14 protein-coding genes are annotated in these 13,163 nt (G+C 65.9%); all 14 read right to left on the bottom strand.

Features of this window, described 5'->3' with window-relative positions; genetic code table 11:
- Nucleotide 1: 1 nt before the first annotated feature.
- A complete protein-coding gene (gene trbG, locus V0R59_RS08015; protein WP_028240144.1) occupies nt 2-994 on the bottom strand; it encodes a P-type conjugative transfer protein TrbG in 993 nt (330 codons plus the stop codon).
- The gene (trbF, locus tag V0R59_RS08010; protein ID WP_028240145.1) at nt 991-1,695 is read right to left on the bottom strand and encodes a conjugal transfer protein TrbF; all 705 of its coding nucleotides are present in this window, start codon (nt 1,693-1,695) and stop codon (nt 991-993) included. The genes trbG and trbF overlap by 4 nt, the downstream gene beginning before the upstream one ends.
- A 12-nt stretch (nt 1,696-1,707) precedes the next feature.
- On the bottom strand, nt 1,708-3,084 hold the full coding sequence (trbL, locus tag V0R59_RS08005; protein WP_028240146.1) for a P-type conjugative transfer protein TrbL: 1,377 nt from the start codon (nt 3,082-3,084) through the stop codon (nt 1,708-1,710).
- Entirely contained in the window at nt 3,081-3,422 is a 342-nt protein-coding gene (locus V0R59_RS08000) for a hypothetical protein (protein WP_028240147.1), read from the bottom strand. Before V0R59_RS08000 ends, trbL begins: the two co-directional genes overlap by 4 nt.
- Nucleotides 3,423-3,433: 11 nt before the next feature.
- On the bottom strand, nt 3,434-4,159 hold the full coding sequence (gene trbJ, locus V0R59_RS07995; RefSeq protein WP_028240148.1) for a P-type conjugative transfer protein TrbJ: 726 nt from the start codon (nt 4,157-4,159) through the stop codon (nt 3,434-3,436).
- Nucleotides 4,156-6,609 carry a conjugal transfer protein TrbE gene (gene trbE, locus V0R59_RS07990; RefSeq protein ID WP_028240149.1) on the bottom strand — a complete coding sequence of 818 codons (2,454 nt, stop codon included), beginning with the start codon at nt 6,607-6,609 and terminating at the stop codon, nt 4,156-4,158. The genes trbJ and trbE overlap by 4 nt, the downstream gene beginning before the upstream one ends.
- A 15-nt stretch (nt 6,610-6,624) precedes the next feature.
- The gene (locus V0R59_RS07985; RefSeq protein WP_023083647.1) at nt 6,625-6,897 is read right to left on the bottom strand and encodes a VirB3 family type IV secretion system protein; all 273 of its coding nucleotides are present in this window, start codon (nt 6,895-6,897) and stop codon (nt 6,625-6,627) included.
- Nucleotides 6,894-7,277, bottom strand: a complete 384-nt coding sequence (locus tag V0R59_RS07980; RefSeq protein WP_003103996.1) for a TrbC/VirB2 family protein — start codon at nt 7,275-7,277, stop codon at nt 6,894-6,896. Before V0R59_RS07980 ends, V0R59_RS07985 begins: the two co-directional genes overlap by 4 nt.
- Nucleotides 7,274-8,326: a P-type conjugative transfer ATPase TrbB gene (trbB, locus tag V0R59_RS07975; protein ID WP_028240150.1), complete on the bottom strand. Its 1,053-nt coding sequence runs from the start codon at nt 8,324-8,326 to the stop codon at nt 7,274-7,276. The genes V0R59_RS07980 and trbB overlap by 4 nt, the downstream gene beginning before the upstream one ends.
- On the bottom strand, nt 8,323-8,787 hold the full coding sequence (locus V0R59_RS07970) for a ribbon-helix-helix protein, CopG family (protein ID WP_028240151.1): 465 nt from the start codon (nt 8,785-8,787) through the stop codon (nt 8,323-8,325). Before V0R59_RS07970 ends, trbB begins: the two co-directional genes overlap by 4 nt.
- The gene (locus V0R59_RS07965) at nt 8,784-10,784 is read right to left on the bottom strand and encodes a conjugal transfer protein TraG (protein WP_028240152.1); all 2,001 of its coding nucleotides are present in this window, start codon (nt 10,782-10,784) and stop codon (nt 8,784-8,786) included. Before V0R59_RS07965 ends, V0R59_RS07970 begins: the two co-directional genes overlap by 4 nt.
- A 236-nt stretch (nt 10,785-11,020) precedes the next feature.
- Nucleotides 11,021-11,299 carry an EexN family lipoprotein gene (locus V0R59_RS07960; protein ID WP_028240153.1) on the bottom strand — a complete coding sequence of 93 codons (279 nt, stop codon included), beginning with the start codon at nt 11,297-11,299 and terminating at the stop codon, nt 11,021-11,023.
- Entirely contained in the window at nt 11,296-12,240 is a 945-nt protein-coding gene (locus V0R59_RS07955) for a LysR family transcriptional regulator (RefSeq protein WP_017677032.1), read from the bottom strand. The genes V0R59_RS07960 and V0R59_RS07955 overlap by 4 nt, the downstream gene beginning before the upstream one ends.
- 67 nt (nt 12,241-12,307) lie before the next feature.
- Nucleotides 12,308-13,159 carry an MFS transporter gene (locus V0R59_RS07950; protein ID WP_051231742.1) on the bottom strand — a complete coding sequence of 284 codons (852 nt, stop codon included), beginning with the start codon at nt 13,157-13,159 and terminating at the stop codon, nt 12,308-12,310.
- Nucleotides 13,160-13,163 lie beyond the last annotated feature (4 nt).

Below are 13,163 nucleotides of genomic sequence, written 5' to 3'. Positions count from 1 at the left end.
GTCAGTTCCTCCGCGCAACGCCGTCCGTGCGCTCGATTCGCACCACGTCGCCCTTGTCACTGCCCAGGCGCAGTTCGGCCGCGCCGAACAGCCGATCCACGATGTAGTACGGCGAGCGGAAGCGGTAGTTCACCAGTTGTCCATCGCCCTGCGCGCCGATGACGAACAGCGGTGGCAGCTCGCCTTGCGCGATGCCCGGCGGAAACTGGATATAGACCTTCTCGCCGTCATCGAAGGCGCGCAGCGGCTTCCACGGCGGATTGCTGCCGCTGATCGCGTAGCGGAACCGCAGCTTCTCCAGCGACAGTCCGGTATCGACCGGGGCGGCGGCACTGGCCGCCTGCGCCTGGCGCTGCAATGCCAGCATCCGGTCGCGCGGGTACTCCCATGACGCCGACGCCATCCACGTCTTTTCCGTCGAGGTCAGCTCAAGCAAATAGGTGCGGCGGCTGGTAGTGATGACGAGGTTGGTCTTGAGGCTCGAGCGAATCGGCTTGACCAGCACGTTCACGCGCAACTCGGCGCCGCTGCCGCTGGACGTGTCACCCACGATCCAGCGCACGGTATCGCCGGCGGCTACCGTCACCAGTTCTTCGCCCGGCTGGAGCGAAATCACGGTCACGCGACCCACGGCGGCATAGACCTGATACAGCGCGCCATCGGTGAAGGGCCAGACTTGAATCGCGTTGACGTAGCCCTCGCGCGTGGGTGCGACGCGGGCCTCGGCATTGGCGCGCGAGACGCGCACCTTCTCGTCGGCCGGTTCCGGCGTGGGTTTGGCGTCTTCTGCTTCGGGCGCTGGCTTCAACTGCGCCGGCATCGGCAACACCTCGGGTACGGCCACCACCTCCACCGGCGCGGGCGGCTCGGGCAGCGGCTGAGCCTGCACCGGCTCATCGAGCGAAATCACCGGCGGCGGTTTGCCCTGCGTGGCGCAGCCCGCCAGGGCCGCAAGCATCAGCACGGAAACGTAAATACGGAAAGACAGGTTCATGGCTTGGCTCCTTCGGAAGAATCCAGTTCTCGGCTCCACGACAAGCCGTTGACGTAGATGCCCAGGGGGTTCTTGCGCAGGCGTTCTTCGGTGCGCGGCGGCTGGAGCACGATGGACACCACGGCCGTCCACCGCTCTAGGCCAGCCGCGGCGCCGTTGACGTAGCGGCGTTCCGTCCAGCGCACGTTGAAAGACGTGTCGCTGGCGCGCACGACGCTGGCGATCTGCACTGTCACCGACTCCCTGCCGATGCGTGCGAATGGGTCGTTGACCCGCGCGTAGTCGTTGAGCACGGCTGCGCCCTTGTCGGTCGTATAGTCGTAGGCGTCCAGCCAGTTTTGGCGGACGACGATGGGGTCGATGGACAGCGAGCGCACCAGCGTCACGAAGCGCGCAATGTGGTGCGCGGTCTGCGCATCGTTGGGCCGGTAAGGCGTGGCGGCTTCGCCGACGGCGCGCACCTGGCCCGCGCTGTCCACCTCCACCACGTAGGGCGTCACGATGGACTGCGCCGAGCGCCACACCAGGCCGCCAGCCATCAGCAGCGCGAGTGTCAGGCAACCGAAGGCCATCAGCCGCCAGTTCTTCGCCTGCACGCGCGGCGAGCCGATACGCTCGTCCCATACCTGGCCGGCAGCTTGGTACGGCGTGGCAGGCTGCGGCGTGTCGGCATAGCGCACCTGCGGTTTCTTGAATCGCATTGTCAGTTCTCCTTATGAATCGGAATCGCGCAGGCTCGGCCCCTGGCCGGAGCCGCCGCCGTCGCCGCCGCGCAGCGCATGGGCGGTGGTGGTCGCGGCATGGGTGAGTTGCTGGCGGCGATGCAGCCGCTTGGCCCAAGCGGGCTGTGTATTGGCTGCGCCGGACGTGGCCTCGCCTGCGGCGGCCTGGCCGGATGCTCCGGCTGCCGAGTCGCCGTCAGCCGCCTGGCCGTTCCAACCAGAGCGGAAGGGAGCTGCCATGCGTTGCCCAGCAGCGGAAGCACGGGATGCGATGCCGCGCCCGGCGGACTGCGCGCCGGTCTTGGCGACGTTGCCCAAGCCGGCCATCGCGCCCTTCGCGCCACCGCCTGCGGCGGCGGAACCGGCCTGAAACGCCGAGCGTGCGCTGCTGGCCGTCGAGGCGGCAGCACGCGCGCCGCTGCCAGCGAGCTTGGCGGCGGCAGGCGCCATGCGCGCCCCGGCCATGACGGCGCCGCCTACGCCCGTCGCGGCAGCGCCGACGGCAACGGCCGTGCCGGCGGCGCCGACAGCGGCCCCGGCCATCGCGCCCGCGCCGAGTTGCGGCGCACCGGACACCAGGCCCGTGGCGATACCGGGGCCGAAGATCCCGAGCGCCAGCAAGGTGAGCGAGGCCAGCATGATGACCAGCGCATGGTCGATGGAAGGCTCGGCGGGATGGACTTGGAACTCCGCGAACACGCCCGAACCGATGCCGACGATGACAGCCAGCACCAAGACCTTGACGCCAGACGACACCACGTTGCCAAGCACCTTTTCCGCCAAGAAGCTCGTCTTATTCCAGAGCGCGAAAGGCACCAGCACGAAGCCTGCGAGCGTGGTCAGCTTGAACTCGATCAACGTGATGAATAGCTGGATCGCCAGCACGAAGAAGCTCAAGACCACAATCAGCCAGGCGAGGAACATCACCGTGATGGCGTCAAGATTGACGAACACCTCGGGGAAGCCGGCCATCTCGCCGACTTGCTCCAGAATCGGCGCTCCTGCGTCGATGCCGGTTTTCGCCAGCCGGCCCGGCTGCAAGAAGTTCTCCATCGTGATGGCCGAGCCGGTGGCGGTGATGCCCAGCCCGGCGAAGGAGCGGAACACGATGCCGGCCAGCCAGTTGAAGTTGCCGATGATGTAGGCGAAGGCACCGACGTAGAGCACCTTGCGCAGCAGCTTGGCGATGACGTCCTCGCCCTGGCCGGTGGCGTGGCTCATCGCCCAATACAGTCCGGCGATCGTCATGTCGATGACGATCAGCGTTGCGGTGAGGAAGGCCACTTCGCCCTGCAACAGCCCGAAACCCGAGTCGATGTAGGCGGCGAAGATACTGAGGAAGCGGTCGATGATGGTCACGTCATTCATGGCGCGTCCTCTTGATCGGATGCGGCCGGCGATTCGCTGCCGTCGTCCGATTCGGCCGGTGCATCGAAACTTGGCGGGATCGGCGGCAGGTCGGCCAGCGTCTGGTACTCATCCGGCCCGGCCTGGCCGGAGAAGAAGCGCCGCCGGAAGGCTTCGGCGGCGGCGCGGCAAGCGTCCTCGCCCGTGGCCTGCCGGTCGGCCGCGCATTGCGCGCGCAATGCCTTGAGCCGCACGGGATCGGCGGTCAGGGCATCGGCAAGGTTGTCGGTCGGCTGCTCGCTGCAAGCGGCCAGCAGCGCCACAAGCAGCGAAACCGACAGGGCGAGGACGCATCGCATGGCGGCCTCCGTCAGTTGCCGTAGAAGTCCACGCGCTGCGGCGTGTACGGCGTGCCTTCACCCAGGAAGCGCCGCCGCACCTCGCGGGCGCGTTCGGTGGCCGCCGCCTGCCGCGCCAGCTCCAGCGAGGCGGCCCGGTCTTGCGTGATCTGGAGCCGCTGCGACTGGATCGACTGCTTGGCCTGCAAAGCCAGCAACTGGTTCATGGCCTGCATCGCCTGCAACGCGCCTTCGGCCGACTGGCTCTTGCCCACGAGGTCGGCCAGCACGCTTTCGTCTTCGCCCAGGTTCTGCGATACCTGCGCTTGCATCTGCATGGTGGTCTGCAAGCCGTGGAGCGTGTTCCTCCAACGCTCCTGCGCGTCGCGGTACATCTGGTCGCCGCTGACGGTGGCGGCGTACTGCTCGGGATACAGGCGCGCGAACTCCCGATCCAGATTCGTCACGTCGTAGGCCAGGCCGCGCGCCTGGGCGATTAGCCGCTCGGTCGTCGCCAAATTGGCGCGCAACTGGTTCACCACGCTGGACGGCAGGCTGGCGAGGTTGCGCGCCTGGTTCATCAACATCTGCGCTTCGTTCTGAAGCTGCTGGATCTGGTTGTTGATCTGTTGCAACGTGCGGATCGCGGTCAGCGTGTTCTGCACGAGGTTCGTGGGATCGACCACGACCCATTGCGCATGGGCGGTGGCGGTGCAAAGCATGGCCGCGATGGCGGCGGCGATAAGGCGCTTATTCATGGCAGGTTCTCCAGAGGTTGGTCAGCGAGGGAACCCGGCGCGAGGCCGGGGAACGAGGGCAGCAGGTCGGCCGCCCAATCGAGGCCGCGATGGCGCAGCCAGGCGCCCGCGAAGCCGGGCACGCCGGCGTCCAGCAGCACGCGGTCTATGTCGCGCTGGTCTTGCGGCGTGGAAGCGCCCGCAAACGCCAGAGCCGCCGGCCCCAGGTCGAGTTCGAACAGGCGGTTGCCGAGGCGGGATTGGTAGTAGTAGTCGCGCTTGGGCTGCGCGGTGGCGACGATCTCGATCTGCCGCCTGTTGAGGCCGAAGCCCTCGTAGATCGTGCGAATCTGCGGCTCGGTGGCCTGCGGGTTGGGCAAGAAAATCCGACTCGCGCAGCTCTCGATGATCGCGGGCGCGATGCTCGAATCCTTGATGTCGGCGAGGCTCTGCGTGGCGAAGATGACGCTGACGTTCTTCTTGCGCAGTGTCTTGAGCCACTGGCGGATACGCGCGGCAAACACCGGGTCATCGAGGAACAGCCACGCTTCATCAAGGATCAGCAGCGTGGGCGCCCCGTCGAAGCGTTCATCGAAACGCGCAAAGAGGTAATGCAGCACGGCCATGACGGCGGCCTTGCTGTGCATCAGCTCCTCCATCTCGAAGCACTGCACGTCGGCCATGCCCAGCCGGTCGTGGTCGGCGTCCAGCAGCTTGCCGTGGGCGCCACCCAGCACATAGGGCGACAGCGCTTGTCGCAGCGTGTTCGATTGCAGCAGCACGGAAAGTCCCGTCATCGTGCGCTGCTCCACCGGCGCACCGGCGAGACTTCCCAGCGCCGACCAGATAGCCGCCTTCTCGTCGGGGCCGATCGCCACGCCTTCGTGCAGCAAGCGGCCTTCGATCCATTCGGCGGCCCAGGTGCGGTAGCCCTCACGGTCGATGCGCGCGAGTGGCTGGAAGGCGATTTCGCCATCCGTGCCCAGGTCGTAGTGTTCGCCGCCCAGGCCGAGGATGGCGGCCCGCATGGAGCGGCCCATGTCGAAGGCGAAGATGCGCGAGCCGCGATAGCGGCGAAATTGCATCGCCAGCGTGGCGAGCAAGACCGACTTGCCCATGCCGGTCGGCCCCGCGACCAGCGTATGGCCCACGTCGCCGATGTGCGTCACCAGCCGGAACGGCGTGGCGCCGTCGGTGCGTGTCACGATCAGCGGGGGGCCGTCGAGGTGTTCGTTCTTCTCCGGCCCGGCCCATACCGCCGACACCGGCATCATGTGCGCCAGATTCAGCGTCGAGACGATGGGCTGGCGCACGTTGGCGTAAGCATTGCCGGGGAGCGAGGACAGCCAGGCATCCACGGCATTGAGCGTTTCAGGGATGGTGACGAAGCCCCGACCCTGGATGACGCGCTCCACCATGCGCAGCTTCTCGTCTGCGACGGCGGCGTCCTCGTCCATGACGGTGACGGTCGCCGTCAGATAGCCGAAGGCGACTTGATCGCTGCCCAACTCCTGCAAGGCGGCGTCGGCATCGGCGGCCTTGTTGTTGGCGTCGGTATCGACCAGCGGGCTTTCCTGCTGGAAGATCGTTTCGCGCAGCAGCGCGATGACGTTCTTGCGCTTGGCGAACCACTGGCGGCGCAGGCGGGAAAGTTCTTTTTCCGCCTCGGCTTTGTCGAGGCAGAGAAAGCGCGTGCTCCAGCGGTACGCAAAACCGAGGCGGTTGAGGTCGTCCAGAATCCCCGGCCAGGTCGAGGTCGGGAAGCCCCGCACCGACACCAGCCGCAGGTGCTGATCGCCTAGCATGGGCGCCAGGCCGCCGATCAGTGCGGAATCGGTGAGCAGCGCGTCGATGTGGAACGGCACTTCGGGCACGCCGACGCGGTAGCGCCGCGTCGAGATGGTCGCGTGCAGGTAGGTCAGCGTCTGCGCGTCATCGAGCCAGTCAATTTCCGGCATCACGCCGTCGAGCAGGTCAAAGACGCGATCCGTTTCCGCGACGAAGGCTTGCAGCCGCTCGCGCCAGTCCACGCCATTTGTCGGCGTGTTCTCGTAGAGCATCTTGGCTGCACGAGCACGGGATTCCTCCGGCGGCAGGTACACCAGCGTCAGGTGATAGCCGCTCTCGAAGTGATGGCCGGATTCCTCAAACGCGGCCCGGCGTTCTTCCTCCACCAGCCACGAAAGCGGCTCGGGAAACTCCGAGCGCGGATAGTCGGCGGCCGCATGGCGCTCGGCTTCGATGAATAGCGCCCAGCCCGATCCCATGCGGCGCAGCGCGTTGTTCAGTCGCGCCGACGTGGCGATCAGTTCGCCTTGCGTCGCGCTGTCGAGGTCAGGCCCGCGAAACCGGGCCGTGCGCTGGAAACTGCCGTCCTTGTTCAAGACGACGCCCGGCGCGACCAGTCCGGCCCAGGGCAGCCAGTCGGCCAGCAAGGCCGGGCGCTGGCGGTATTCGGCGAGATTCAGCATCGCGGCGTCCTCCCCTCAAACATCCAGCAGCGGCTTGTGTTTGATGTGGCGGGCGAACACGGCCATGAACTGCGGATCAAGGCGCGCGCCCCAGACCGCCAGCGAATGGCCGACGATCCAGAGCACCACGCCCGGTATCCACAATTGCAGGCCCAGCCCGACAGCGGCGGCCAGCGTGCCGTTGGCGATCGCCACGGTGCGCGGCGCACCGCCCAGCAGAATCGGCTCGGTCAGCGAGCGATGCAGCGGCACCTCGAAGCCGGCGGCGAAGGTGTCCGGGGCACTCATACGACGGCCCCGCCGGAGAAGCTGAAGAACGACAGGAAGAAGCTCGAAGCGGCGAACGCGATGGACAGGCCGAAGACGATCTGGATCAGCTTGCGGAATCCGCCCGACGTATCGCCGAAGGCGAGCGCGAGGCCCGTGGCGATGATGATGATGACGGCCACGATGCGCGCCACCGGCCCCTGGATGGATTCGAGGATGGATTGCAGCGGGCCTTCCCACGGCATCGAGGAACCGGCGGCCTGCGCGGTTCCGGCCAGGAACAACAGCAGCGCGGCCAGCAGCAGCCCTTGTCCCGCAGGACGGGCCAGGCAGCGCAGCCGCGCAAGACGCAAAGCCGGATTTGCAGAAAAACGGAAAGCAGGAATGGTCATCTGCGTCATGGCAGTTCTCCAAGTGAGTCAGGGGGTGGGGAAGTCGCCGCAGCGGGTGCGGCATCGGGAAGTGGCTGAAGCTCGGGAAACGGCGTTTCCAGCGCGTCCGCCAGTTGGTAGCCCACTGCGTCGAAGCCGACGACACGGGCGATGCTCTCGATGCGGCGCTTGCGCCCGCGTCCGGCGATGTGGATCACCACGTTGACCGCCTCGGCGATCAGCGCACGGGGCGGATTCACCGCCACTTCGAGAATCAGTTGCTCCAGGCGCAGCAGCGCGCCGAGCGCGGAGCCGGCATGGATCGTGGCGATGCCGCCGGGGTGGCCCGTGCCCCATACCTTGATGAGATCCAGCGCCTCGGCGCCGCGCACTTCGCCAACGACGACGCGATCAGGCCGCAGGCGCATGGACGAGCGAACCAGCTCGGTCATCGACACCACGCCTGCGCGCGTGCGCAGGGGAACGTGGTCACGGGCCGCGCATTGCAGCTCCACCGTGTCTTCGAGCACCAGCACGCGGTCGCCCGTGGCGGCAATCTCGGCCAGCAGCGCATTGGCCAGGGTCGTCTTGCCGCTGCTGGTAGCGCCGGCGATCAAGACGTTCTGCCGCTCGCGCACGGCGCGAACGAGAAAGCCCGCTTGCGCGCTGGTCATCATCCCGTCGATGACGTACCGCTCCAGCGGAATGACGCCGATGGCGCGCTTGCGCAGCGCGAAGGCTGGCCCCGGCGCGGCAGGCGGCAAGATGCCCTCGAAGCGTTCTCCCGTTTCCGGCAACTCGGCCGACAGCAGCGGTTGGCCGCGATGCACCTCCGCTCCGACATGGGCTGCCACGAGGCGGATGATTCGCTCACCGTCCGCTTCGGACAGTTCCACGCCCATCGGCGCCCGACCACTGGAAAGCCGATCCACCCAGAGGGTGCGATCGGGATTCAGCATCACCTCCACCACGTCCGGGTCTTCGAGTGCCGCGGCGATCAGCGGCCCCATCGCCGTGCGCAGCATCTGGAAGCGGCGGTCGAGCGACGTGGCGCTCATGGACTGCGGAACGGCGCTCATGACGCACGCTCCTGCGCTTGCGCGGCTGCCGCCGCGTCTTCCATCCGCATCGGGTCGGGATGCAGTTCTTCCACCACGTCGCGCACCAGGCTGCGCCCGCGCAGCAGGTGCCGGCCCAACTGTTCAACGAACTGCTCGAAGCGCGCTTTGCCTTGGGCGCGGGCGGCCTCTTGGTGTGCCTCGGGGACTGGCGTGCTGACCGTGAGGTAGTAGCGAATGAACAGCGCCAGCGTCTCGATCTGGATGTTCTGGTCGCGCTCCAGGCGTTCGGTTTGGCGCGACAGGCGATCCAACCGCTTGGCGATGGCCGCCTCGCGCTGGTCGGCGGCATCGGGCGACAGCCAGGACGCCAAGGCAGCGGCGACGATGGACGACTTGGACACGCCTTTCATGGCGGCCAGCTCGTCCAGGCGCTTGGCGTGCTCTGGCTGGATGAATAGGTTGAGGCGGTAGTGGCTCATAGCTCGATTCCGTCGTTGGGGTCGAGGGAAGCCAGCCGCGCCGTGCGCTGCATGACCGGGTCAAGCTGGCGAGGAAGGGGAAGCGGCAGGTCGTCGTCGTCATCGAGCAGCGCGAGGTCGGCAGTCGGCACGGCCAGCTCGGGGGCGTAGGTGACGGTTTCGGAGAGTTCGGGTTGGCGGCGCGGGCCGCCGTCATCCGTGGAACCCAGGCCATCGGCGGATGCCGTGGCCGGTGCGGCGGGCACGGCGGGAACCGCCAACCCGCTCCAGTCGTCGGGCCGCGATGGCGGCGCGTCTGCGTACTGCCCGCCCGCCAGTACGGGCGGCGACAGCACGCGACGCTTGAAATTGCCGTCCGCGTAGTAGCGCAGCTTCTTCGCCTTGATTGGCGCGACGCTGGACACCATCACCACCGCCTCGTCGGGCGGAAGCTGCATCACTTCGCCCGGCGTCAGCAGCGGGCGCGCGGTTTCCTGGCGCGACACCATCAGGTGGCCCAGCCACGGCGCGAGCCGATGGCCCGCGTAGTTGCGCTGGGCGCGCAGCTCGGTGGCCGTGCCCAGCGTCTCGGAGATCCGTTTGGCGGTGCGCTCGTCGTTCGTGGCGAACGTCACGCGCACATGGCAGTTGTCGAGGATGGAGTGGTTTTGCCCATACGCCTTGTCGATCTGGTTGAGCGACTGCGCGATGAGGAAGCTGCGGATGCCGTAGCCCGCCATGAAGGCCAGCGCCGTCTCGAAGAAGTCCAGGCGCCCCAGCGCAGGGAACTCATCGAGCATCAGCAGCAGCTTGTGGCGGCGCTCGATGCCATCGGAGCCATCGAGCGATTCGGTGAGGCGCCGTCCGATCTGGTTGAGGATCAGGCGAATGAGCGGCTTCGTCCGCGAAATGTCCGAAGGCGGCACCACGAGGTACAGCGATACCGGATGCTCGACCGCGATCAGGTCGGCGATGCGCCAATCGCAGCGCGAGGTGACTTCGGCCACCGTCGGGTCGCGGTACAGGCCGAGGAACGACATGGCGGTGCTCAACACGCCGGAACGCTCGTTGTCCGACTTGTTGAGCACTTCGCGCGCCGCCGAAGCGACGACAGGATGCGGCCCATCGCCCAGGTGGGGCGTGGTCATCATCCGGTGCAAGGTCAGCTCGAACGGGCTGGCCGGGTCGGAGAGGAAGTTGGCGACGCCGCGCAGCGTCTTGTCTTCGCCGGCGTAGAGCACATGCAAGATCGCACCGACCAACAGCGCGTGGCTGGTTTTCTCCCAATGGTTCCGGCGCTCCAATGCACCTTCGGGATCGACCAAAATGTCTGCGATGTTCTGAACGTCGCGCACCTCATGCGCGCCTCGCCGCACCTCCAGCAGCGGGTTGTAGGCCGCCGACTTCGCATCGGTCGGGTTGAACAGCAGGCAATGCGAGAAACGCGAGCGCCAGCCTGCGGTGATCTGCCAGTTCTCGCCTTTGATGTCGTGGATGACGGCGGATGCGGGCCAGGAAAGCAGCGTCGGCACCACGAGGCCAACGCCCTTGCCCGAGCGCGTAGGCGCGAAGGTCAGGACGTGTTCCGGGCCTTCATGCCGCAGGTACTGGCGGTCGTGCTGGCCGAGGAACACGCCGGCCGGTTGCGTGAGGCCCGCCTTGCGAATGTCCTGCGCGCTAGCCCAGCGCGCAGAGCCGTAGGTGGTAACGAGGCGAGCTTGGCGCGAGCGCCAGACCGACATGGCGATGGCAACGCCCACGGCGACCATGCCGCTGGTGCCGGCGATGGTGCCGCCGGTGTCGAATACTTCCGGTGCATAGGCCCCGAAGAAGAACCACCACTCAAACAGTTTCCAAGGGTGGTAGATCGACGTGCCAAGGAAGTCGAACCAGGGCGAGCCAAGGCGTACTTGATAGCCAAGGGCGGCTGCTGTCCATTGTGTGGCGCCCCACACGCCGGCGATCACGATGCCGAATACGACGGCGATCTGACCGAACAGCACGTTCGTCCCTTGCATGACCTGGCCTCCGATTTCTCCTGAGCTGATTCCTCATGGAAAGAGCGGCACAAAGGCGTGCCGCAGGCGTCAGGATCGGTGCCGGGTCAGTGCCGGTCAAAGACCGTTTTCAGCAGAAAGGTCGAGCAAAAAGACAGAATGAGTGTGACGGCGAGCCAAAGAAAAACGCCGCAAGCGAAGGCGCATTGCGGCGTGTCGAACAGAAAAATGAAGGCGATGCGGCGAATCGCCAACGATCAGAACTTGGGCGGTTCCTTCGGCGGCGTGTACGGCGTTTCGACGTCGCCATAGAACCGCTTGCGTGTGGCCTCGGCCACTCGGTTGCACAGCAAGTCGCCGAGCTTGGGGCGATCGGTCTTGCATTGCTGGCGCAACTCTTTGAGCCGTTCGGGGTTGGCCGCCAGTTCTTCCACTGTCGGGATATTCGCTTCCGACGTGTTGGCCTTCTGAGGCGTCTCGGACTGGCCGCAGGCAGTCAATGCGGCCACCAACAAGAATGGGACGGTCTTCTTCATGGCGGAGGCTCCTCTAGGAAATCGGAATGACGACCCGCCTTGGGCCTTGCGGGTTCCGGTGACTCGATGGCCTGCACGCGCTCAACGAACCGCGCCAGCACCTCGGACGGCTCGCCGTCGGGGTACAGCAGGTAGGTTGTCAGCGGCGGCACGCGCAATGCCAGCGGCCGGGCCACCACGCCTGAATCGGGATTGGCGGCAATGCGCGCGGCGCCAGTAAACCCAAGCGCGAGGCCGGCCGATACCAAGGCCATCATCAGATCGCACGTAGCGACACGCTCTGCGACCAGCGGCTCAATGTCGGCTCGGCGCAGCACCCGATCGACGAATTTGGCATGGCCTTCGCACACTTGTGGATCGCACAGAACCAGCGGATAGCGCAGCAGTTCCTCCAGAGGGATGCGCTTGTGTGCCAGCAGCGGATGCCGCGCTGGCACCGTCACGATGAGCGTGTCATTCCAGGCCGGCATGGTGGCGATGCCATCGCCCACGTCATCGGACTGTGCAAACCCCACGTCGTACATATCTTCATGCAGCCCCTTGATCTGCTGAGACAATGGCACCTCGAAGAATCGCAGTTCAACCTCGGGTTCTTCTTGGCGGCACAACGCCAGCAAAGCTGGCAGGCGCGATGGCGTGATGCCATCGGACAAGGCCACACGCAACTGCCCATGAAAGCCATTCGCCGCTGCTTTCACACTGTCGCGCGCTTGTTCCAAGGCGGAGAACACGCGGCGCACATGCACTATGAAGAGTTTGCCAGCACGAGTCAGCCGCGTACTGCGTGTGGTACGGGCGAGTAACACAACGCCCAATTCTTCTTCCAACTCCTTGATGGCTCGGGACAGGGGCGATTGCTCGATGTGCAGCTTCTCTGCGGCACGTGCGAAGTGAAGTTCCTCCGCTACAGCGAGAAAATATCTCAGGTGTCTCAATTCCATCGAATACTCACTCCCTGCGAACCAAGAAAGAAGCCGCTCCTTAACCATTGCCGGAACCTCGACTTGTTCATCCGGGCCAGCGCCGATGCAGCGTGTCGATGACAAACGGATGTGCGTGCGGCGCTACGCCATACGACCGAAGATGCGCATGGTCATCTGGAAGATCGCCATGCTCATGCACAAGAACTGATTGGTCGTCTCGCGGCCAGCTCCGAACTGCGGCAAGCATCCCAACGACCGCAAGGCAACTCAGAGCAGCCAAGGCAACGCCAAGACCGAACTTGAGGCCGACCCAGCCTGCCAATGGGTACGCCAGCAGCCAACAGATATGCGAGAAGGAGAATTGCGCGGCGAACACCGCTGGTAGATCCTCCTCGTGTGCCGACCGCCGTATCAAGCGCCCTCCAGGCGTCACCAATCCGGCATAGGCAACGCCCAACACGCCCCATGCCGGCAGCAGCAACGCCCAATCTCGCCAAGATGGCAATGCGATCCAGGCGGCAGCAGTGGCCAGCAGCGCAAGCACCATCATCGTCGCGGCGGACAACATCACGCAGCGATCAGAGATTCGGTCAAGCACCTTGGGCAATAGCAGCGCGGCCAACGTGGAACCGCCTCCGAAGGTCGCAAGCGCCAGTGCAACCTGCTGTTCGCTGCCATCCAAGAAGTTCCGAACGATCACGATGGTGTTGACGAACACCATCGCCCCACCGGCCGCCGCGCAAAGATGCAATGCCAGCAGACCGCGCAACCGTGGCGTTTGGAGGTAGATGCGTGTTCCGCGAAGGAGTCTTTCGCCGAATCCACCGTTGCGCCTACTAGCGACGACGACTGCCGGAAGCGCCGCCGCCTTAATCAGTCCGGCCGAGAACAGAAAGCCGAAAGCCGTACCTACTAAGCCAGCAAGGTGGATGCTCATGTGA

The sequence above is a fragment of the Pseudomonas ulcerans genome (assembly GCF_036324125.1).
Taxonomy (GTDB): Bacteria; Pseudomonadota; Gammaproteobacteria; order Pseudomonadales; family Pseudomonadaceae; genus Aquipseudomonas; species Aquipseudomonas ulcerans.
This window is presented reverse-complemented; position numbering and strand designations above follow the sequence as displayed.